Source organism: Streptomyces sp. ALI-76-A (assembly GCF_030287445.1).
Classification (GTDB): domain Bacteria; phylum Actinomycetota; class Actinomycetes; order Streptomycetales; family Streptomycetaceae; genus Streptomyces.
Genome location: NZ_JASVWB010000002.1, coordinates 950,174 through 968,940, shown reverse-complemented (window position 1 = coordinate 968,940; position 18,767 = coordinate 950,174). Strand labels below are relative to the sequence as shown.

The window sequence follows — 18,767 nt, the reverse complement described above, 5'->3', positions numbered from 1 at the left end:
CTGTTCCACAGGCCGATGCAGCTGCCGAGGTGTCTGTTGTCGCTCCGTCCTCATTCCGGTGAGCAAGTCCCGTCTCTGACCGCGCGGATCGCGCGGGCGAGCAACCCGGGCGGTACGACGGCGATGTGGGTGAGAGACCGCCTCGCCGGGCTGTGGTGCGACGAGGACTTCGCCGACTGGTACCCGCGTGACGGTCGTCCGGGTCTGTCGCCCGCCCAGCTGGCGACTGTCTGCGTGCTGCAGTTCCTGCTCGGCCTGTCGGACCGTCAGGCAGCGGAAGCGGTCCGCTGCCGCATCGACTTCAAGTACGCCATGGCCCTGGAGCTGGACGATCTCGGCTTCCACCACAGCGTGCTGGCCGACTTCCGCGACCGTCTCGCCGAGGACGACCGCGCCGACCGTCTCCTCGATCTGGCGCTGGCTCGTCTCAAGGAGGCCGGACTCGTGCGAGAACGCACCACGCAGCGCACCGACTCCACCCACGTCCTGGCCGCGGTGCGCGACCTGACCCGGCTGGAACTGGTCACCGAGGCCGTCCGCGCCGTCCTGGAAGAAGTGGCCCGCACCGCGTCGCACCTGTTGACCGGCCTGGTCGACGAGGGCTGGGGGCGCCGCTACGGCCGTCCGGTCCGTCTGGGCAAGAACCCCACCCGGCGCAGGACCAGGATCCTCGCCGCCGGCGACGACGCCTGCCGACTGCTGGAACGCCTCCATCAGCACGGACCGGGTTACCGGCCCGGCCCCCAGGCCGAGGCCCTGCGGCAGATTCCTCGTGCAGAACTACCACCGCGACGCGGCAGGCCGCTGCGCTGGCGCACCGCCGACGACGGCGGCCTGCCGCCCTCCTCCTCGGCGATCTTCTCCCCCTACGACACCACGGCGCGCTACGTCCGCCACGGGCACATCATCCGCTGGAAGGGGTTCGCCGCGCATGTCACCGAGACATGTGCCTCCGACAGCGTCAACGTGATCACGGACGTGGCCACCACGTCGGCCGCCACGAACGACGGCCAGGCCCTGCCCGGCATTCACACCCGCCTGGCGCGTCGCGGGCTGCTGCCCGCCGAGCACCTGGTCGACGGCGGCTACACCTCTGTGGTCCACCTGGAACGAGCCGCCCGCGAACACCAGGTCACCGTGAGCGGGCCGCTGCCGGGCAACCCCACCCGGCAGCACCGCAAGAACGAGGGCTTCGACCGGGACGACTTCCATATCGACTTCGACCGCCGGCAGGTGACCTGCCCCCAGGGCGAGGTCAGCGCAGGCTGGCACGGCCCTTACCCGACGTCCTCGCCCGCCGCCGCCCCGTTGATCGTGGCCCGGTTCACCAAGAGCCAGTGCCGCCCCTGCCCGGTCCGCGCCCGCTGCACCACCACCGCCGACAGCGCCCGGACCGTGGGCTTTCCCCCACGAGAACTCCGCGACCTGCAACTCCGCGTCCGCGCCGAGCAGCAGACACCCGACTGGAAGACCCGCTACGCGGTCCGCTCCGGAGTCGAGGGCACCATCAACGAGTTCGCCCACGGACACGGAATGCGCCACTGCCGCTACCGAGGACAGCCGAAAACCCACCTGCAACACGTACTCACAGCCATCGCCGTGAACATCGAACGACTCAGCAGCCAGTCAGCGACCGAGGAACCCTCTTCGCCGAGACCGCCGACCGCCTTCCAGACCTTCCTGGACCAGAACGAAATCCCCCGGTCAAAGTCCTGGCGAACCCTCGTCAGCTGAGTCCGACCATTCAAGATCCCCGACAGAGTCAAGCTCAGTGTCTCCCCTGCGAGCTCGAGCCAGTTCAGGTCCCGGACTGTGGCCAAGACCCGAGTGGAGTCGGTGCACTGCTTGCCACCGGCCTTCACCAGGCCGAGGACCTGCAACGCGAGCCTGAGCGGCAACAAGCTGCAGACGACGGAAGGCGGGCGCGGAGCGCCGGCGTCGGCGCGAGGCTGCCGAGCGGCGCTTGAGCCGGAGGTCACACAACCCCGTGAGTAGTCACCTTGAACGGAGACCGGTACCTGACCGACGGCGCACAGCACCGCGTACCCGAATCCGGTGGACGCGCCGTCGGCGGCCGGCCACGTGCTGCTTGTCCCGCGAGTGGTTTGTATTGGTGGGGAGCAGCATGAGCAGCACAGTGAGGAGGGACAGAACGTTGACCAATACCTGGGGGAGGAAAGTCATCTCCTGCGTCACGGGGAGGTAGGCGCACAATAGAGTGGCGAGCCACCGGGCCGTATGAGCCAACCACCGTGCCGAACGAGTGAATTGCCGCCTCCTGTTTCGCTTCACACCATTGCGTGAACTTCGGGTTCCGGTCATTCGAGCACCCCCTTTCCGTAGCCTCCGATCAGCAGATCAGAGCCGGGCAGGCGGGGGGAGGACTCACAGGGAGGGCTCATAAATCGCGACGGCTGCTCACGCCAACCCCCCACAGCTACGCTGGAGTTCAGGTACCGGTCGGCCCCAGGAGGAGAGTGGCGGACGTGGCGGACGTTACGACAGCGAGCACTTCCAGGCGCCGGGAGAACGTCCGGCTGGAGAGCCTGATCACCGCGTCAGGGATCAGTCACAAGAGACTCGCCCACCGTCTGAACGAGATCTGCCTGTCACAAGGGATGGGCGTCGACTACACGCATACCTCGGTCGCGAACTGGTGCCGTCGAGGCGTACGGCCGCGCTGGCCCGTCCCACGGAGCCTGCCCGACCACACCATGCCGATTTCTTCCAGGCCGACCGGCCTGCCCAGTGCTTCGCCGGGATATGACTGGCCGACGAGGACATCGTCGCTGCACCGCACGAGACGGCTCCGGCCGACCCGGTGAACGCATCGGCGGTCGCACCGCCCGATCGGCGGCCCAATGGCGTCGCGCCGCCGCGGCCGGGCGGTCGCGGGCCGTCGTCGTCGCCGTCGACCTGCCGAGCGGGGTCGACGCGGAGGAGCGTCCGTGAACCGGTCTGGGGGAGGGGCCTTGAGGGGATGGGCGGCGTGCGGCGGAGCCGGTGCGTGTGCTCAAGATCAGTCAGGAGCTGGGCGAGGTCGCGGAGGCCCTTCACGGAGCGCTCGGCGCCAACCCGCGGAAGGGCGCCTCACCCGGGGGCGTGTCGAAGGAACTCGCGGAGATCATCATGACGGCCGCGGTCGCACTGGACACCGTGAGCGGGACCGGCACGGTCGTGGTGGAGCATCAGTTCCAGAACCGCGCGCCGGACGACCTCACGGGCGATGCCTGGGACTCGATGGAAGAGTGGCTGCGGTTCTCGTGGAGAGGGTCGCGGCCTAGACTGGTCGAGCGGGGTCTCCCGGCAGGTCAGCGACGCACATAAAACATGCCTTGATCATGGTCTTGGAGTTCTCCGCGTACGGGGCGTCCGTGAGGACCGGCATCCTCGCGGGCCCGAGGATCCCCGGCTGGACGGCGTCGGGGTCGCTGCCGAGCGCGCAGTCGCCGCGCGAGCCGTCGAGCACCGCGACCCCCGCGGCGGGGTAGGTGACCTGGCCCAGGGGGTGGAGCAGCGCCGCGCCAGTTCGTCGGTGACCCGGGGGAGCACCTGGGACTGCGTGAACAGCGTGTGGCCGGCGGCGTCGGCGGCGACCGTGTTCACCCAGGGCAGGCCCTGCGTACGGCGGAGCGAGCCGAGGACGCCGTCCGTGCCGCGCGCCCTGGCGAAGCCCAGCGAGGTGTCCGCGCCCCGCAGGTTCGCGGCGTTGGGGTCGCCCAGCGCGTACGCCGTCGTGGCCGTCCAGGGCAGCGGCAGCGAGGAACCGAGCGAGGTGACCACGGGGCCGTACCGCGTCCACCACTGCGTCCGGGTCACCGGGGCGCCGCCCCGCACCGGCACGGTGACCGTGCGCCGGGTCATCCGCTGCGGGACGCCGTCCACCAGGTACGTGGTCGGGTCGGCCGGATCCAGGGTCAGCTGGTGGAGGTTGAGGGTGACACCGGTCGCGACGGTGTGGCTCCAGGCCACATGTGCGGTGTGCCCTATGGACACCGTCGGGGAGCCGAGCAGTGAACCGCCGGCCACGTTCAGCTCGCCGGGGATGGTCTGCTGCGACTGCCAGAAGCGACGCCCGCCCTGCCAGGGGTAGTGCGGATTGCCCAGCAGCAGCCCGCGCCCGTTCGCGGTCGTTGCGCCGCTGAACGCGACGGCGTTGGAGCCCATGTCGGCGGAGTCCGCGGCGAAGAGCTCCCGGGCGGCTCGGGCGGTGTCCCGGGCGTCGGGCGGCGCGGCCGGCGCCGTCGCGGAGGTGGGCGGCCCGGCCGCCGTGATGCCCTCCATCGCGCGGCCCTGACCGCCGAGCACGGCGAGCGCGAAGGAGCGCGCGGCCACGTCGAGCGCCGTCACGGGACGCACCCAGGCGGCACCCCGGCACGCCGGGTCGGTGATCCGGTTCTGCTTCAGCCAGGCGTTGTATCCCGCCGCGAAGCCCCGCATCAGCTCCTTCGCCTGACGGCTGGGGCCGCGCGGCGCCGGTTCCGCGAGCAGCTTCTCCACCGTGCCGGACTCCCGCACCCCGCGGAAGTACTGGTCGCTGGAGAGGTTCCGCGCGGCCGAGGACAGCGAGGAGTCGGGTGCCGCGTCGGGTCCGAAGTACCGCGAACGCTCGCCGCGCACGGTCACGAAGCCGTCGGCGAGCGTGCACACCTGATCGGTGGCCTGCGCCCAGCCGGTTCCGAACCCGAGGTTCGCGTAGTCCTTGGCGACGATGTGCGGGATGCCGTACTCGGTGTAGCGGATGACGGCGGACAGGCCGCCGTGGGACGGATGGTGGTGCGGCCGGTCCCGGCTCTGCGCCGCGGCCGACGGCAGCGCGGTGGTGGCGGTGAGCAGGGCGACGGCCGTGACGGCGAAGCGTCTCAGGCGGGTGCGCATCGTGCCTCCCAACGTCCTTGAGGGAAGGAGCGGTTGAGCGTACCAACGGGTATGTGCCCGCGGGCCCCACCGGTGCGCGCCGCCTTGGAGGCGCCGTGTGATGCCGCCAAGCCTCTCGGGTCGGCCCGGATCCCTCTCGCGTCGCCCGGATCCCTTCCCGTCGCCCGGAACCCTCGCCGCGCTTGACCTCCTCCCGCGGCGGGCCGAGGATCATGTGTCATGACGCCTGGACACGGCAGCACGGTCGACGGGGTGCTGCGCCGCAGCGCCCGGCGCACCCCGGCGCGCGTGGCGGTGGAGTACGCCGACCGCGCCTGGACGTACGAGGAACTCGACGAGGCCGTCTCCCGCGCGGCGAGCCTGCTGCTGGGCCAGGGGCTCTCCCGGGGCGACCGGGTCGGCGCGTACGGCCACAACTCGGACGCGTACCTGATCGGCTTCCTCGCCTGCGCCCGGGCGGGCCTGGTCCACGTGCCGGTCAACCAGAACCTGACCGGCGACGACCTCGCGTACGTCGTCGGCCAGTCCGGCAGCTCCCTGGTCCTCGCGGACCCGGACCTCGCCGGCCGGCTCCCCGCCGGTGTCCGTACGCTGGCCCTGCGCGACAGCGACGACTCCCTGCTGGCACGCCTGCCCTCCACACCCGCGTACGACGGCCCCGAGGCGCGCAGCGAGGATCTGGTCCAGCTGCTCTACACCTCGGGCACGACGGCCCTGCCGAAGGGCGCGATGATGACCCATCGCGCCCTGGTGCACGAGTACCTGAGCGCCATCACCGCGCTCGACCTCAGCGCGGGCGACCGCCCGGTGCACTCGCTGCCGCTCTACCACTCGGCGCAGATGCACGTGTTCCTGCTGCCGTACCTCGCGGTCGGCGCCACCAACCTCATCCTCGACGCGCCGGACGGGGACCGGCTCCTCGACCTGATCGAGGCCGGACGGGCGGACAGCCTGTTCGCCCCGCCCACGGTCTGGATCGCCCTGTCCCAGCGCCCCGACTTCACCACCCGCGACCTCGGCGGGCTGCGCAAGGCGTACTACGGGGCGTCGATCATGCCGGTGCCCGTCCTCGAGCGTCTGCGCGAACGGCTTCCGAAGCTCGCCTTCTACAACTGCTTCGGCCAGAGCGAGATCGGCCCGCTCGCCACCGTCCTGGCGCCCGACGAGCACAAGGGGCGGATGGGCTCCTGCGGCCGGCCCGTCCTCTTCGTCGACGCGCGCGTGGTCGACGAGGACGGCAACGACGTGCCCGACGGCACGCCCGGCGAAGTCGTCTACCGCTCCCCGCAGTTGTGCGAGGGCTACTGGGACAAGCCCGAGGAGACCGCCGAGGCCTTCCGCGACGGCTGGTTCCACTCCGGCGACCTCGCGGTGCGCGACGCCCACGGCTACTTCACCATCGTCGACCGGGTGAAGGACGTCATCAACTCGGGCGGCGTACTGATCCCCTCGCGCCAGGTCGAGGACGCGCTGTACACCCACGAGTCCGTCGCCGAGGTCGCCGTGATCGGCCTGCCCGACGACCGCTGGATCGAGGCGGTCACGGCGGTCGTCGTCCCGCGCGGCGCGGCGGACGAGGCGGAACTGATCGCCCACGCCCGCGAGAAGCTCGCCCACTTTAAGGCACCGAAGCGGGTGGTGTTCGTGGACGAACTGCCACGCAACGCGAGCGGGAAGATCCTCAAGCGGGAGCTGAGGGACCGCTTCGGCGCCTGACCGGTCGCCGCGGACGCGGTCCTCGCCCCGCCCGATCCCGTCCCTGGACCGCTCCGGCGACTTTGGGGCGACGTTCCCGACGGTGACCGGCACGCCGACGGGCTCCGTCAGGGCCGCCGTGAGGGCCCGGGCGACCGCGTCCCGGTCCCCCTATTTCGCGTACGCCGTCATGAAGCGGTCGCGGAACTTGTCCATGCCCCACTGCGGAGCGTCCTCGGCGGGCCTGAGCCCCGGCGTCCAGCCCCAGTCGGAGATCCGGTCCAGCACCTTCTGGTCGTGCGCGACGATCGTCACGGGCACGTCCTTGCTGGTGTCGCCCGCGGTGACGGTGGGCACCGGCTGGTGGTCCCCGAGAAAGACGAGGACCGTGTTCTCGTCGCCGTAGCGCTCGACCCACTCGGTCAGGCTGTCCAGGGAGTACTCGACGGCGTGCCGGTACTCGGTGCGCACGCGCTCCGGGTCCTGCCAGACCTTCTTGGGGTCCGTGCCCTCCTTCTTGATCTCGTGGAACACGGAGCCGTCGCCGAGGTCGTCCCAGTCGACCATGCGGGCGATGGGGGACCAGGGGCTGTGGCTGGAGGCCAGGATGATCTCCGCCATGATCGGGTCGCGGTTCTTCCTGCCGTGCTCCAGGCGCTGGAAGGCCTCCATGCTGAACTGGTCCGGTACGGGCGTCCAGCTGAAGTAGGGGCCGTGGTAGCCCAGTTTCTCGGAGTCGTAGATGTGGTCGAGGCCGAAGTACTCGCCCTCGGGCCAGGCCTTGCGGACCCCCGGCATGATGCCCACCGTGCGCCAGGCGCCGGTCTTCTGGAAGTAACTGGTGAGGGTCTCGCGGTCGCCGGTCGTCAGGCTCCGGTAACGCTGCTGGTTCTTGACCCACAGGCCGGAAAGGAACGTCGAGTGGGCCAGCCAGCTGCCCGCGCCCGTCACCGGCGACCTGAGCCAGGCGCTGCGCGACTGGAAGCCGGCCGCCTCGAGCCGGCTCGTGCCCTCCTTCAGGGTCGCGTCCATCTCCGGCGCCATCGCCGGGTCGTCGAGGGCGACCCGGCCGTAGCTCTCGATGAAGGTGAACAGGACGTCCTTGCCGCGCAGCCCGGTGAGCAGCTGGTCGGGCGGGGTGGCGGCGAACGCGTCGGCGGCGGCCTGCTTCTCGAAGACCTTGGCGTCGCCCAGGCCGTTGCGCACGTTCTGCACACGGTTGGCGAGGAACTCGGTGTTGCCCTTGGTCGCGATCGTGACTCCCCCGACCTGCACGCCGAGCGTGAAGCAGGTGACCCACACGGTGCCGAGGACGAGGACGCTGCGGACGGCCGCCGGACGGTGCCGGGCCATCAGGTTCGTCAGCCGGACCACCGAGAGCGTGCTCAGTGCGAGGACGGCGATCAGCAGGACGATCACCCCGGCCACCGCGAGCACCTCGCCCGAGCGGCCGAACGACTCCCTGACGAAGTCCATGGCGTCGTCCAGCAGGATCCAGTCGAAGACGAGGTCGAACGGGCGGGCCAGGAACTGGGTGAAGCCCATGTCCAGGAACTTCAGGACGGTGAACAGTCCGAGGAAGACACCTGAGGCGACGGCTGCGATCCGGCGCGGTTTCCCGGGGAGCGCGAGCAGCAAGCACGCCAGGACGATCCCCTCGACCGGCATGCGGAGGAAGGAGAGCAGCGAGATCCGGTCGATCCGGTTGGGCAGGAGCAGCGCGGCGAGCACCACCGCACCGGCCAGCACGCTCGTTCCCACGGCCACACCGCGAGCGGCGCCGGGACAGCGGCGGCGCCATCCGAACCAGCCGGGTTTCGGGGAGTCGACGGGCTCGGCGGGGTCGGGCCGGTCCTCGGTCGCCGCTTCCGCCGGCTCGACGGTGGTGTCTTCCGGCTCCTGTGGCGCGGCTGCCTCCTCCTCGCCGGCCGGTGCTCCCGCCCTCTTGTCCTCGGCCGTGTCCCCGGTGGCCTCGGCCGGTGCGGCTTCGTCCGGCTCCGCGGCCGCCTCCTCCGCCCTGTCGGAGTCGTCGCCCGCCGCCTCGGCCTTGCTCGTCCCGCCCGCCGCGGCGGTGGCAGCGGTGTCGCCGCCGACCGGGACCGCCTCGCCCTCGGCGTCGGGCAGTTGGCGGGAACGAGTGAAGAGCGACACCCGGCGGTCCTTCCGTGCGGTCGTGCGATGACATGGCAAACAGGGCCCGGGGGCCGAGCCTGCCACCACCCCGTACGTTCGCACGTCACGTTCGGTTCAATCACGCGGGGGTGATTCACCCGTCCGCGGCCGCCGCCGTCTCCCGGGCCCACCGGTAGTCCGCCTTGCCGCTGGGCGACCGCCGGAGCGCCTCCGTGATCACCAGCCGGCGCGGGATCTTGTAGCCGGCCAGCCGGGAACGGCAGTGCGCCTGGACGTCCTCCAGGGACGGCGGTGCCGCGCCCGCCCGCACCTGCACCACGGCCGCCACCCGGTGGCCCCACTTCGGGTCCGGCACGCCGGCCACCAATGCGTCGTAGACGTCCGGATGGGACTTGAGCGCCTGCTCGACCTCCTCCGGATACACCTTCTCGCCGCCCGTGTTGATGCACTGCGAGCCCCTGCCGAGCACGGTCACCACGCCCTCCTCGTCGACGGTGGCCATGTCGCCGAGCAGCACCCACCGCTCGCCGTCCTTCTCGAAGAAGGTCTCGGCGGTCTTGCGCGGGTCGTTGTAGTAGCCGAGCGGCACCCGGCCGCGCTGCGCGACACGCCCCACCTCACCGGCGGCGACCGGCTCGTACGTGGCCGGATCGACCACCTGGGTACGGGCGTTGACCCGGATGCGGAAGCCCCGCTCGGGGCCGGAGTCCTCCGTGGCCGTCCCGTTGAAGCCCGACTCGGAGGAACCGAAGTTGTCGAGGAGCATCACGTTCGGGACCAGCGCCCGGAACTGCCGGCGCACCGTGTCCGACATGATCGCCCCCGAGGACGACACACTGAACATCGACGACATGTCGGTGCCCTTGAGCGGGCCTTCGAGCGCGTCGATCAACGGGCGCAGCATCGCGTCGCCCACCAGCGACATGCTGGTGACCTTCTCCTTCTCGATGGTCCGCAGCACCTCCTCGGGCACGAACTTGCGGTGCAGCACCACCCGCTGGCCGAAGTAGAAGCCGATGAACGCCGTCAGCGTGGACGTGCCGTGCATCAGCGGGGGAGCGGGGAGGAAGGTGATCCCCGCGCCGCCGGCCGCGACCCGCTCGGCCAGCTCCTCCGGCTTCTTCACCGGTTCACCCGTCGGCGCGCCACCGCCGAGCCCCGAGAAGAACAGGTCCTCCTGGCGCCACATCACCCCCTTGGGCATCCCGGTGGTGCCGCCGGTGTAGATGATGAACAGGTCGTCGCCCGAGCGGGGCGCGAACCCGCGCTCCGGGGACCCGGCGCTCTCGGCCCGCGCGAAGTCCACGGCGGCCACCTCGGCCGCCCCGGGAGCCGGGACCCCGACCCGCACCAGGTGCCGCAGCGCGTCCGTGTGCGGCAGCGTCGCCGCCACCCGGTCCGTGAACTCCGCGTCGAAGACCAGGCCCGCCAGATCGGCGTCCCGGTAGAGATAGACCAACTCCTCCTCTACATACCGGTAGTTGACGTTGACCGGTACCAGTCGCGCCTTCAGGCAGCCGAGCACGGTCTGGAGGTACTCGATCCCGTTGTAGAGGTGCAGCCCGACGTGCTCGCCGGGACGCAGGCCGCTGCCGAGGAGATGGTGGCCGACGCGGTTGGCCGCCGCGTCCAGCTCCGCGTACGTCAGCCGGCGCTCCGCGCCCGTGCCCGGATGGTCGATGTACACGAGCGCCTCGCGGTCCGGGACCACGTCGACGACCGACTCGAACAGGTCGGCAAGGTTGTACTCCACCGCTCCTCCTGACCTAGGACGGCCTGGCTCCCCAACGGTTGCCGGTCATCAGAGCAAAGGGCGCCGCAAGTGGGAAGGGTCCGCGCCGAAGAAATCTGACTGACTGTCAGAAAACCCTTGAAGTGCCCCGCCGCCTCCTGCAACCTGTTCTCGTTCTGTCAGAGGGGAGATGGCCCATGGCTGGGACGGAACACCTCACCGTGCGACGCGAAGGCGCCACACTGGTACTCACGCTCAACAGACCCGACGCCAGGAACGCGCTCTCGCTGTCCATGCTGGTCGGCCTGTACGACGGCTGGCTGGCGGCCGACGCCGACGACGAGGTCCGCTCGATCGTGCTCACCGGCGCCGGCGGCGCGTTCTGCGCCGGCATGGACCTCAAGGCCCTGGCCGGCCAGGGCATGGCGGGCGAGCACCTCCGGGACCGCCTCAAGGCCGACCCCGACCTGCACTGGAAGGCGATGCTGCGCCACCACCGCCCCCGCAAACCGGTGATCGCCGCCGTCGAGGGGTACTGCGTCGCCGGCGGCACCGAGATCCTCCAGGGCACCGACATCCGGGTCGCGGGCGAGTCCGCGACCTTCGGCCTGTTCGAGGTCAGGCGCGGCCTGTTCCCGATCGGCGGCTCCACGGTCCGGCTGCAACGCCAGATCCCGCGCACCCACGCCCTGGAGATGCTGCTCACCGGCCGCCCCTACAGCGCCCGTGAGGCGGCGGACATCGGCCTGATCGGGCATGTGGTCCCCGACGGCACCGCGCTCACCAAGGCCCTGGAGATCGCCGAGCAGGTCAACGCCTGCGGCCCGCTCGCCGTCGAGGCCGTCAAGGCCTCGGTGTACGAGACCGCGGAGATGACCGAGGCCGAGGGACTCGCCGCCGAACTCGAACGCGGCTGGCCCGTCTTCGACACCGCCGACGCCAAGGAGGGCGCCCGCGCCTTCGCGGAGAAACGGCCCCCCGAGTACAAGCGCGCCTGACCCTTTCCCGGACGCGCCCGCCCCTCCCTCGGAAGGAGACATCCGGGATGCCCGAAGTCCTCCAAGCGCCGCTCGTCGTCGAGTTCCCCTTCACCCGCTCCCTCAGCCCCGTCCAGAGCGCCTTCCTCACCGGCCTGCGTGAACGCGTCGTCCTCGGCGTGCGCACCGGCGACGGCCGCGTCCTCGTCCCGCCCGTCGAGTACGACCCGGTCACCGCCGAGGAGATCCGCGACCTCGTCGAGGTCGCCCCCACCGGCACGGTCACCACCTGGGCCTGGAACCACGCCCCCCGCCGCGGCCAGCCCCTGTCGACCCCGTTCGCCTGGGCCCTGGTCCGCCTCGACGGCGCCGACACCGCCCTCCTGCACGCCCTCGACGCCCCCGGCCCCGACGCCGTGCACACCGGCATGCGCGTCCGCGTCCGCTGGGCCGGCGAACGCGCGGGCGCCATCACGGACATCGCCTGCTTCGAACCGTACGACGGCGGGACCGCCGAACTCACCGGCAGCACCGGCACGTTCGCGGACCCGGTCACCGGCATCGTCGCCCCGGCCCGCCTCGACTACACCTACTCGCCCGGCCGCGCCCAGTCCGCCTTCATCCACGCGCTCGGCGACCGGCGCATGGTCGGCGAGCGGTGCCCGTCCTGCCGCAAGGTGTACGTCCCGCCGAGGGGCGCCTGCCCCACCTGTGGCGTGGCCACATCGGAACAGGTGGAAGTGGGTCCGCGCGGCACGGTCACCACCTTCTGCATCGTCAACATCAAGGCGAAGAACCTCGACATCGAGGTGCCGTACGTGTACGCCCACATCGCCCTCGACGGGGCGGACCTCGCCCTGCACGGCCGGATCGGCGGCATCCCCTACGACCAGGTGCGCCTGGGCCTGCGCGTCGAACCGGTGTGGACGCAGGACGGCCGCCACCCCGACCACTACCGGCCGACCGGAGAACCGGACGCGGAGTACGACACCTTCAAGGAGCTGCTGTGACGCGCGAGATCGCCGTGGTGGCCTTCGGCCAGACCGATCACCGGCGCACCAGCGAGGAGTTCTCCGAGGTCGAGATGCTCATGCCGGTCCTGCACGACGTACTCGCCCGGACCGGCCTGAAGACCCCGGACATCGACTTCACCTGCTCCGGCTCCAGCGACTACCTCGCCGGCCGCGCCTTCTCCTTCACCCTCGCCCTCGACGGGGTGGGCGCGTGGCCGCCGATCTCCGAGTCGCACGTCGAGATGGACGGGGCCTGGGCCCTGTACGAGGCGTGGACCAAGCTGCTCACCGGCGACGCCGACACCGCACTCGTGTACTCCTACGGCAAGTCGTCGCCCGGCCCCGTGCGCGACGTCCTGACCCGGCAGCTCGACCCGTACTACGTGGCCCCCCTGTGGCCCGACTCCGTCGCCCTCGCCGCCCTCCAGGCACAGGCGCTCATCGACGCGGGCGACACGGACGAACCCGCGCTGGCCGCCGTGGCCGCCCGCAGCCGCGAGGCCGCCACCGCCAACCCCCACGCCCAGCTGCGGGGCCCGGTGCCACCGGGGGAGTACGTCGTACGTCCCCTGCGCACCGGCGACTGCCCGCCCATCGGCGACGGCGCCGCCGCCGTGATCCTCGCGGCCGGGGACCGGGCCCGGGAGCTGTGCGCGCGGCCCGCCTGGATCCGCGGCATCGACCACCGCATCGAGGCGCACGGCCTGGGCGTGCGGGACCTGACCGACTCCCCCTCCACCCGGCTGGCGGCCGAGAGAGCCGGTGCCTTCGAGCGGCCCGTCGACACGGCCGAACTGCACGCGCCCTTCTCCGCCCAGGAGATCGTCCTGCGCAAGGCGCTGCGGCTGGACGGCGATGTGCGCGTCAATCCGTCCGGGGGCGCGCTCGCCGCCCACCCGATCATGGCCGCCGGGCTCATCCGCGTCGGCGAGGCCGCCGCGGCCATCCACCGGGGGGAGTCCGACCGGGCCCTCGGACACGCCACGTCCGGCCCCTGCCTGCAACAGAACCTGGTCGCCGTACTCGAAGGGGATCCGCGATGAGCAAGGAACCCGTGGCCGTCGTGGGCATCGGCCAGACCAAGCACGTCGCGGCACGCCGGGACGTGTCGATCGCCGGACTCGTCCGGGAGGCCGCCCGACGCGCGCTCGACGACGCCGAGCTGACCTGGGCGGACATCGACGCCGTCGTCATCGGCAAGGCGCCCGACTTCTTCGAGGGCGTGATGATGCCGGAGCTGTACCTCGCCGACGCGCTGGGCGCCGTCGGCAAGCCCATGCTCCGGGTCCACACCGCCGGTTCGGTCGGCGGATCGACGGCCCTGGTCGCCGCGAACCTGGTCGCCGCCCGGGTCCACGGCACCGTGCTCACCCTCGCCTTCGAGAAGCAGTCCGAGTCCAACGCCATGTGGGGCCTGTCCCTGCCGATCCCCTTCCAGCAGCCCCTGCTCGCCGGGGCCGGCGGCTTCTTCGCCCCGCACGTACGCGCGTACATGCGGCGCAGCGGCGCCCCCGACACGGTCGGTTCGCTGGTCGCCTACAAGGACCGGCGCAACGCGCTGAAGAACCCCTACGCCCACCTGCACGAACACGACATCACCCTGGAGAAGGTCCAGGCCTCGCCCATGCTCTGGGACCCGATCCGCTACTCGGAGACCTGCCCCTCCTCCGACGGCGCCTGCGCGATGATCCTCACCGACCGCGCCGGAGCCGCCCGCGCGCCCCGGTCCCCGGCCTGGATGCACGGCGGCGCGATGCGCAGCGAACCCACCCTCTTCGCCGGCAAGGACGCGGTGTCGCCGCAGGCCGGCAAGGACTGCGCGGCCGACGTCTACCGGCAGGCGGGGATCGCCGACCCGCGCCGGGAGATCGACGCCGTCGAGATGTACGTCCCGTTCTCCTGGTACGAACCCATGTGGCTGGAGAACCTCGGCTTCGCCGACGAGGGCGAGGGCTGGAAACTCACCGAGTCCGGGGTGACCGAACTCGACGGGGACCTGCCCGTCGACATGTCGGGCGGTGTCCTGTCGACCAACCCGATCGGCGCCTCCGGCATGATCCGGTTCGCCGAGGCGGCACTCCAGGTGCGCGGGCAGGCCGGGGAACACCAGGTGGACGGGGCGCGCAGGGTGCTCGGGCACGCCTACGGCGGCGGATCCCAGTTCTTCGCGATGTGGCTCGTGGGGTCGCGGCCACCCGACTCCTGAAAGGTCCCCCTCACGTGGCCTGTTGGCACCAGCAACCGGTCGCTAGGCTGGCCGCGGACGACGCAATCGGGAGGAGCACGGACGTGGCCGAGACCACCATCCAGCAGCAGCCGCTCATGGGCTGGGACAAGCCCGAGCTGGACCTCAGCAACGCCGAATGGCACTCCAGCAGCCGTGGCCTGGGAGATGTCCAGATCGCCTTTGTCGAGGGATTCATCGCGATGCGCAACAGCGGCCGCCCGCAGAGCCCTTCCCTGATCTTCACGCCCGCGGAGTGGGGCGCGTTCGTGTCGGGAGCGCGGGAAGGGGAGTTCGACCTCACCTGATCCGCCGGACGGACCGATCCGGCGGTGTTCCGCGCGTTTTTCCGGACACGCGGCCTTCGCCGCTGCCCCGGGACCCCGGCCTGAGCAAGGCTGGCCCCAGGAAGCGAAGGTCGTACATCCGGAAATGAGGCACCCATGGACACCCTGCCGGTGATCGCGGCGGTCGACGGGTCGGACGACAGTCTGCGCGCCCTGGACTGGGCTCTGGACGCCGCCCGTCGGCGTGCCGTGCCGCTGCGGGTGGTCCATGTGCGGCAGTACTCCGCCTGGGCCCGGCCGGACGTGCTGGTCGCCGGCCCGCCCGACGTGGGCGACGACCCGGTGCTCGACCAGGTGCGTACGCGGTTGGACGGGCGGGCGGACCGGCCGGACGTCGAGTACCTCGGCCTGGACGGCGCGCCGGCCGCCCTGTTGCCCGAACTCGGCACGACCGCCCAGCTGTTGGTGCTCGGCTCGCGCGGCCGCGGCGGCTTCGCCAGTCTGCTGCTCGGCTCCAACGGGATGGCCGCCGCCCGCGACGCCGAGTGCCCGGCCGTCGTGGTGCCCCGCCCCGGCCGCGAGGTGCACGGCCGGACGCCGGACGAACCCGGTCCGCGGGTGGTCGTCGGCCTCCAGGTGGACAGCCCCGACGAGTCCACGCTCGCCTTCGCCTTCACCGAGGCCGCCCTGCGCGGCGCACGCCTCCAGGTCGTCGCCGCCTACGCCTGGCCGGTGCAGACCTGGGCGACGCCCGCCGAACTCGTCCCGCCGGTATTCGACCAGGACGCCGTCGAGAACGAGACCCGGACGCTCGCCGAGGGCTTCCTCGCCCCGCACCGTGCCCGGCACCCCGACGTCCGGACCGAGCCGTACGTGGCCCCGGGCGACGCGGCCGGGCATCTCGTCGCCGCCTCGAAGGACGCCGACCTCGTCGTCGTGGGCCGCCACCGCCGGCGCCTGCTGGCGCCCGCCCGCCTGCTGGGATCCGTCACCCACGCCGTCCTGCTGCACGCGGCGAGCCCCGTCGCCGTGGTACCACCGGCTCCCCCGGAGGAGTGAACCTCCCGGCCCCACGGGCACCAGACCGTGCCAGTCCCGGGCGACGGGCCGCCACGGGGTCCAGTGTTCGCGCGGTCCCGCCCCGGGAGGACTTCCGGGCGGGCCGACATGGACCGCGACGGGGTCCCTGGCCCACATCCGCCGTGACAGGTCGTGGCTTCACACCGGTGTGCCTGACCGCGCACTCCGCGGGGGCGGTGCGGGTTCACGGGGCGCGTATCGGCTGTTGGCCTGTATCGGCTGTGGCGGGTCGTGGCTTGGCCCCGGTTGGGGCCGGCTGCGGGCGCCGCAGGGGTTGTGCGGCTTCACGGGGCGCGTATCGGCTGTGGCGGGTCGTGGGACTCGCCGTCTGTGCTGGCTGCCGGCTCCGCAGGGGCTGTGACGGCTCGCGTGACCCGCGCCGGCCCTGGCGGGTCGTGGCTTCGCGCCGGCTGTCACGGGGCATGGCTCCGCACCGGCCGGGCGGATGCCGGTGCCACGTCGCCGTGGTGGGTGCCGGTGCCGCGTCGGCCGTGGCGGGTGCACGGTGTCCCGCGGCACCCGGCCCGGGTGGGCCGCCACCGTGAAACGCCACCGTCGCGGTGTCTGGGTGCGGCTGCCGTGGACAGCCCGTTTTCCGGGGCCGCCCGCACGTCACGCGCGGCCCCGGGCACGTACCATGGCGGCATGTCGTTCCTCCGCCGCCGCAGTGCCACTCCCGCCGGGCCCGACTTCGACGTCCTGGCCATGGACCCGAGCGACTGGCCCGGCAATCTGAACGCCGGCCTGCTTCCCGCCCCCGACGGCAGCTGCCAGGGCCTGTACCTGCGGTACGACCTGTTCGGCGGCCGTGGCCCCGCGATGATCATCGGCAATCTGCCGGAGGGCTCCCCGGCCCGCGACATCGCCGAGGGCGAGATCCCGTTCGAGGTCGGACAGCTTCTGCTGGCCCTGGAGAACGACGAGGACGTGACCGTCGTCGGCACCGAGGACATGCCGGTGATGCAGGGCGACAACCTGCTGATCGTGCGCCGCCTCAAGCTCTCCGAGAGCCGGATCTCCTGCGTGCAGTTCGACCGCAGCGACAACGTCCTGGTGACCATCGCCGCCTGGGACCGCCCCATCACCGACGACCTGTACGCCCTGCTGAAGCCGCTCCCGGCGGAGCTCTTCCAGCAGGGCTGAGGCCACCACCCGGCCGACGGCTCCACCCGTACGTCCGCGGCGCGCACGAACGCCGGCCGGTGGGCGAACCGGATCCCGTCGTACCGGTCCTCGCCCACCACGACCCGGTGCGAGTCGGTGCTGAAGGTGACCGCGTAGGAGACTCGCCCGGTACCGCGGCACCTGGGCACCGACCGCGTATGTCTGCCCTTCGAGCAGCCGGTACGGCAGCGGCGGCAGCGCCTGGACCGGCAGGTCCGCCGGATGCCGGATACGCCGTTCCGGTGACCGCCCGCCCGGGCCCGGACCTACGAAGGCCCGCGGCGCACGCCACCTCGGGTGGGCGCACCGCGGACCGTCGTCCCCGTCAGCGAGTGCCGACCGCCGCGCGCACGGCCCGGCGGGCCAGCTGGCAGTCGTCGTGCAGCCGCCTCAGCAGCAGCCGCTGTTCCTCGCCGGACGGCGCGGCACCGGGGTGGGCCGCTCCCGGTGCGACCGGGGTCGTGTCGTGCATCGAACGCTGTACGGCCATCTCGTAGGTACGGATCTCCCGGGTCAACACGAGCATCAGGTTCACCAGGAACGCGTCCCGCGAGGCCGGACCCGCCGACTGGGCGATCTGGCTGATCTGCCGCCGGGCCACCGGGGCGTCCCCGAGGACCGACCACAGGGTCGCCAGGTCGTACCCCGGCAGGTACCAGCCGGCGTGCTCCCAGTCCACCAGCACCGGACCGGCCGGGGACAGGAGGATGTTGGACAGGAGCGCGTCACCGTGGCAGAACTGGCCCATGCCCTGCCGGCCCACGGTCGCGGCGATGCCGTGCAGCAGCTTCTGGAGGTCGCCCAGATCCCGGTCGGTGAGCAGCCCCAGCTCGTGGTACCGGTTGATGCGCGTCGCGTAGTCCAGCGGGGCGTCGAAGGTGCCCGCCGGGGGGCGCCAGGAGTTGAGCCGGCAGACCGCGCCGAGTGCCGCCCTGATGTCCGCGCGGGGCGGGGCCTCGGTCGGGTGCCGTTGCAGGGCCGCCACGCGGCCGGGCATCCGCTCGATGACGAGGGTGCAGTTGTCCGGGTCCGCCGCGATCAGCCTCGGCACCCGCACCGGAGGGCGGTGCCGGACGAACGAGCGGTACGCGGCTATCTCGTGCCGGATCCGCTCGGCCCACGCGGGTGAGTGGTCCAGTAAACACTTGGCGACGGCGGTGCTGCGTCCTGTCGTGCCGACCAGGAGCACGGAGCGGCCGCTGCGGCGCAGCACCTGCACCGGGGCGAACTCCGGGCAGATCCGGTGCACCGACGCGATCGCCGTGCGCAGCTGGGCGCCCTGAGGGCCGGACAAGTCGAGTCTCCCGCTGAGCGGTTGGGTGCCGAGCCCCGGAACACGCCGTGCCCTGCCCGGACCGAGCACGGGGGCAGTCGGACGTGCGGGGTCGAGGTAGGGGCCGCCGCCCGCCGGGCGGGCGTGCAGCGACCGGGGTGGGGCGGACACGGAGGACGATGCTGTGTACATGGGCGAGACAGATCCCTTCGTGTACCTGCGACGACAGTGCGCCGCCCGGCCCGGTGCCCCGGATACACCCTGGGGAATGCGTCCCTTGTCGCTGAAGGCGACCGGGTCGGGGTGGCGCG

At 72.0% G+C, this 18,767-nt stretch carries 14 protein-coding genes and 1 pseudogene; 11 read left to right on the top strand and 4 right to left on the bottom strand.

The genetic code is table 11. The features are described 5' to 3' along the window. The first annotated feature begins 15 nt into the window (after nt 1–15). The 3 genes from QQS16_RS05145 to QQS16_RS05140 all read left to right on the top strand — a co-directional run bounded on the left by QQS16_RS05145 (nt 16) and on the right by QQS16_RS05140 (nt 3,327). A complete protein-coding gene (locus QQS16_RS05145; RefSeq protein WP_502963764.1) occupies nt 16–1,734 on the top strand; it encodes an IS1182 family transposase in 1,719 nt (572 codons plus the stop codon). Between the two features lie 566 nt (nt 1,735–2,300). Next, entirely contained in the window at nt 2,301–2,825 is a 525-nt protein-coding gene (locus QQS16_RS43870; RefSeq protein ID WP_502963763.1) for a hypothetical protein, read from the top strand. A gap of 184 nt (nt 2,826–3,009) precedes the next feature. Further along, entirely contained in the window at nt 3,010–3,327 is a 318-nt protein-coding gene (locus tag QQS16_RS05140; protein WP_286066569.1) for a nucleoside triphosphate pyrophosphohydrolase family protein, read from the top strand. A 22-nt stretch (nt 3,328–3,349) separates the two neighbouring features. Here QQS16_RS05140 and QQS16_RS05135 read toward each other — a convergent pair. Beyond that, nucleotides 3,350–4,878 (bottom strand): annotated as a pseudogene (locus QQS16_RS05135) (penicillin acylase family protein); the annotation flags it as partial. Nucleotides 4,879–5,097: 219 nt separating this feature from the next. Here QQS16_RS05135 and QQS16_RS05130 point away from each other — a divergent pair. Further along, entirely contained in the window at nt 5,098–6,594 is a 1,497-nt protein-coding gene (locus QQS16_RS05130) for an acyl-CoA synthetase (protein WP_286060417.1), read from the top strand. A gap of 150 nt (nt 6,595–6,744) precedes the next feature. On the opposite strand, the gene QQS16_RS05125 is transcribed toward QQS16_RS05130, so the two are convergent. Both QQS16_RS05125 and QQS16_RS05120 read right to left on the bottom strand, forming a co-directional pair. Further along, on the bottom strand, nt 6,745–8,724 hold the full coding sequence (locus tag QQS16_RS05125) for an LTA synthase family protein (protein WP_286060416.1): 1,980 nt from the start codon (nt 8,722–8,724) through the stop codon (nt 6,745–6,747). A 115-nt stretch (nt 8,725–8,839) separates the two neighbouring features. Next, nucleotides 8,840–10,459 carry an acyl-CoA synthetase gene (locus tag QQS16_RS05120; RefSeq protein ID WP_286060415.1) on the bottom strand — a complete coding sequence of 540 codons (1,620 nt, stop codon included), beginning with the start codon at nt 10,457–10,459 and terminating at the stop codon, nt 8,840–8,842. A 176-nt stretch (nt 10,460–10,635) separates the two neighbouring features. On the opposite strand from QQS16_RS05120, the gene QQS16_RS05115 reads away from it, so the two are divergent. The 7 genes from QQS16_RS05115 (at nt 10,636) to QQS16_RS05085 (ending at nt 17,162) form a co-directional block, all read left to right on the top strand. Continuing rightward, the gene (locus tag QQS16_RS05115; protein WP_286060414.1) at nt 10,636–11,436 is read left to right on the top strand and encodes a crotonase/enoyl-CoA hydratase family protein; all 801 of its coding nucleotides are present in this window, start codon (nt 10,636–10,638) and stop codon (nt 11,434–11,436) included. 47 nt (nt 11,437–11,483) lie between these two features. After that, a complete protein-coding gene (locus tag QQS16_RS05110) occupies nt 11,484–12,425 on the top strand; it encodes a Zn-ribbon domain-containing OB-fold protein (RefSeq protein ID WP_286060413.1) in 942 nt (313 codons plus the stop codon). Next, nucleotides 12,422–13,471, top strand: coding sequence for a thiolase family protein (locus tag QQS16_RS05105; RefSeq protein ID WP_286060412.1), 1,050 nt, complete (start codon nt 12,422–12,424; stop codon nt 13,469–13,471). The genes QQS16_RS05110 and QQS16_RS05105 overlap by 4 nt, the downstream gene beginning before the upstream one ends. Further along, entirely contained in the window at nt 13,468–14,634 is a 1,167-nt protein-coding gene (locus tag QQS16_RS05100; RefSeq protein WP_286060411.1) for a thiolase family protein, read from the top strand. Before QQS16_RS05105 ends, QQS16_RS05100 begins: the two co-directional genes overlap by 4 nt. Before the next feature lie 83 nt (nt 14,635–14,717). Then, entirely contained in the window at nt 14,718–14,960 is a 243-nt protein-coding gene (locus QQS16_RS05095; RefSeq protein ID WP_286060410.1) for a DUF397 domain-containing protein, read from the top strand. Between the two features lie 135 nt (nt 14,961–15,095). Further along, entirely contained in the window at nt 15,096–15,998 is a 903-nt protein-coding gene (locus QQS16_RS05090; RefSeq protein WP_286060409.1) for a universal stress protein, read from the top strand. A 666-nt stretch (nt 15,999–16,664) separates the two neighbouring features. Next, entirely contained in the window at nt 16,665–17,162 is a 498-nt protein-coding gene (locus QQS16_RS05085; protein ID WP_286060408.1) for a glycosyltransferase family protein, read from the top strand. A 346-nt stretch (nt 17,163–17,508) separates the two neighbouring features. Here QQS16_RS05085 and QQS16_RS05075 read toward each other — a convergent pair whose 3' ends face one another. Next, a complete protein-coding gene (locus tag QQS16_RS05075; protein ID WP_286060407.1) occupies nt 17,509–18,648 on the bottom strand; it encodes an aminoglycoside phosphotransferase family protein in 1,140 nt (379 codons plus the stop codon). Nucleotides 18,649–18,767 lie beyond the last annotated feature (119 nt).

Excerpts from the sequence above, each read along its gene's own strand:
- QQS16_RS05110 (WP_286060413.1), top strand. The coding sequence starts at position 11,484 with ATGCCCGAAGTCCTCCAAGCGCCGCTCGTCGTCGAGTTCCCCTTCACC.
- QQS16_RS05100 (WP_286060411.1), top strand. The coding sequence starts at position 13,468 with ATGAGCAAGGAACCCGTGGCCGTCGTGGGCATCGGCCAGACCAAGCAC.
- QQS16_RS05085 (WP_286060408.1), top strand. The coding sequence starts at position 16,665 with ATGTCGTTCCTCCGCCGCCGCAGTGCCACTCCCGCCGGGCCCGACTTC.
- QQS16_RS05145 (WP_502963764.1), top strand. The coding sequence starts at position 16 with ATGCAGCTGCCGAGGTGTCTGTTGTCGCTCCGTCCTCATTCCGGTGAG.
- QQS16_RS05115 (WP_286060414.1), top strand. The coding sequence starts at position 10,636 with ATGGCTGGGACGGAACACCTCACCGTGCGACGCGAAGGCGCCACACTG.
- QQS16_RS05075 (WP_286060407.1), bottom strand. The coding sequence starts at position 18,648 with ATGTACACAGCATCGTCCTCCGTGTCCGCCCCACCCCGGTCGCTGCAC.
- QQS16_RS05130 (WP_286060417.1), top strand. The coding sequence starts at position 5,098 with ATGACGCCTGGACACGGCAGCACGGTCGACGGGGTGCTGCGCCGCAGC.
- QQS16_RS05090 (WP_286060409.1), top strand. The coding sequence starts at position 15,096 with ATGGACACCCTGCCGGTGATCGCGGCGGTCGACGGGTCGGACGACAGT.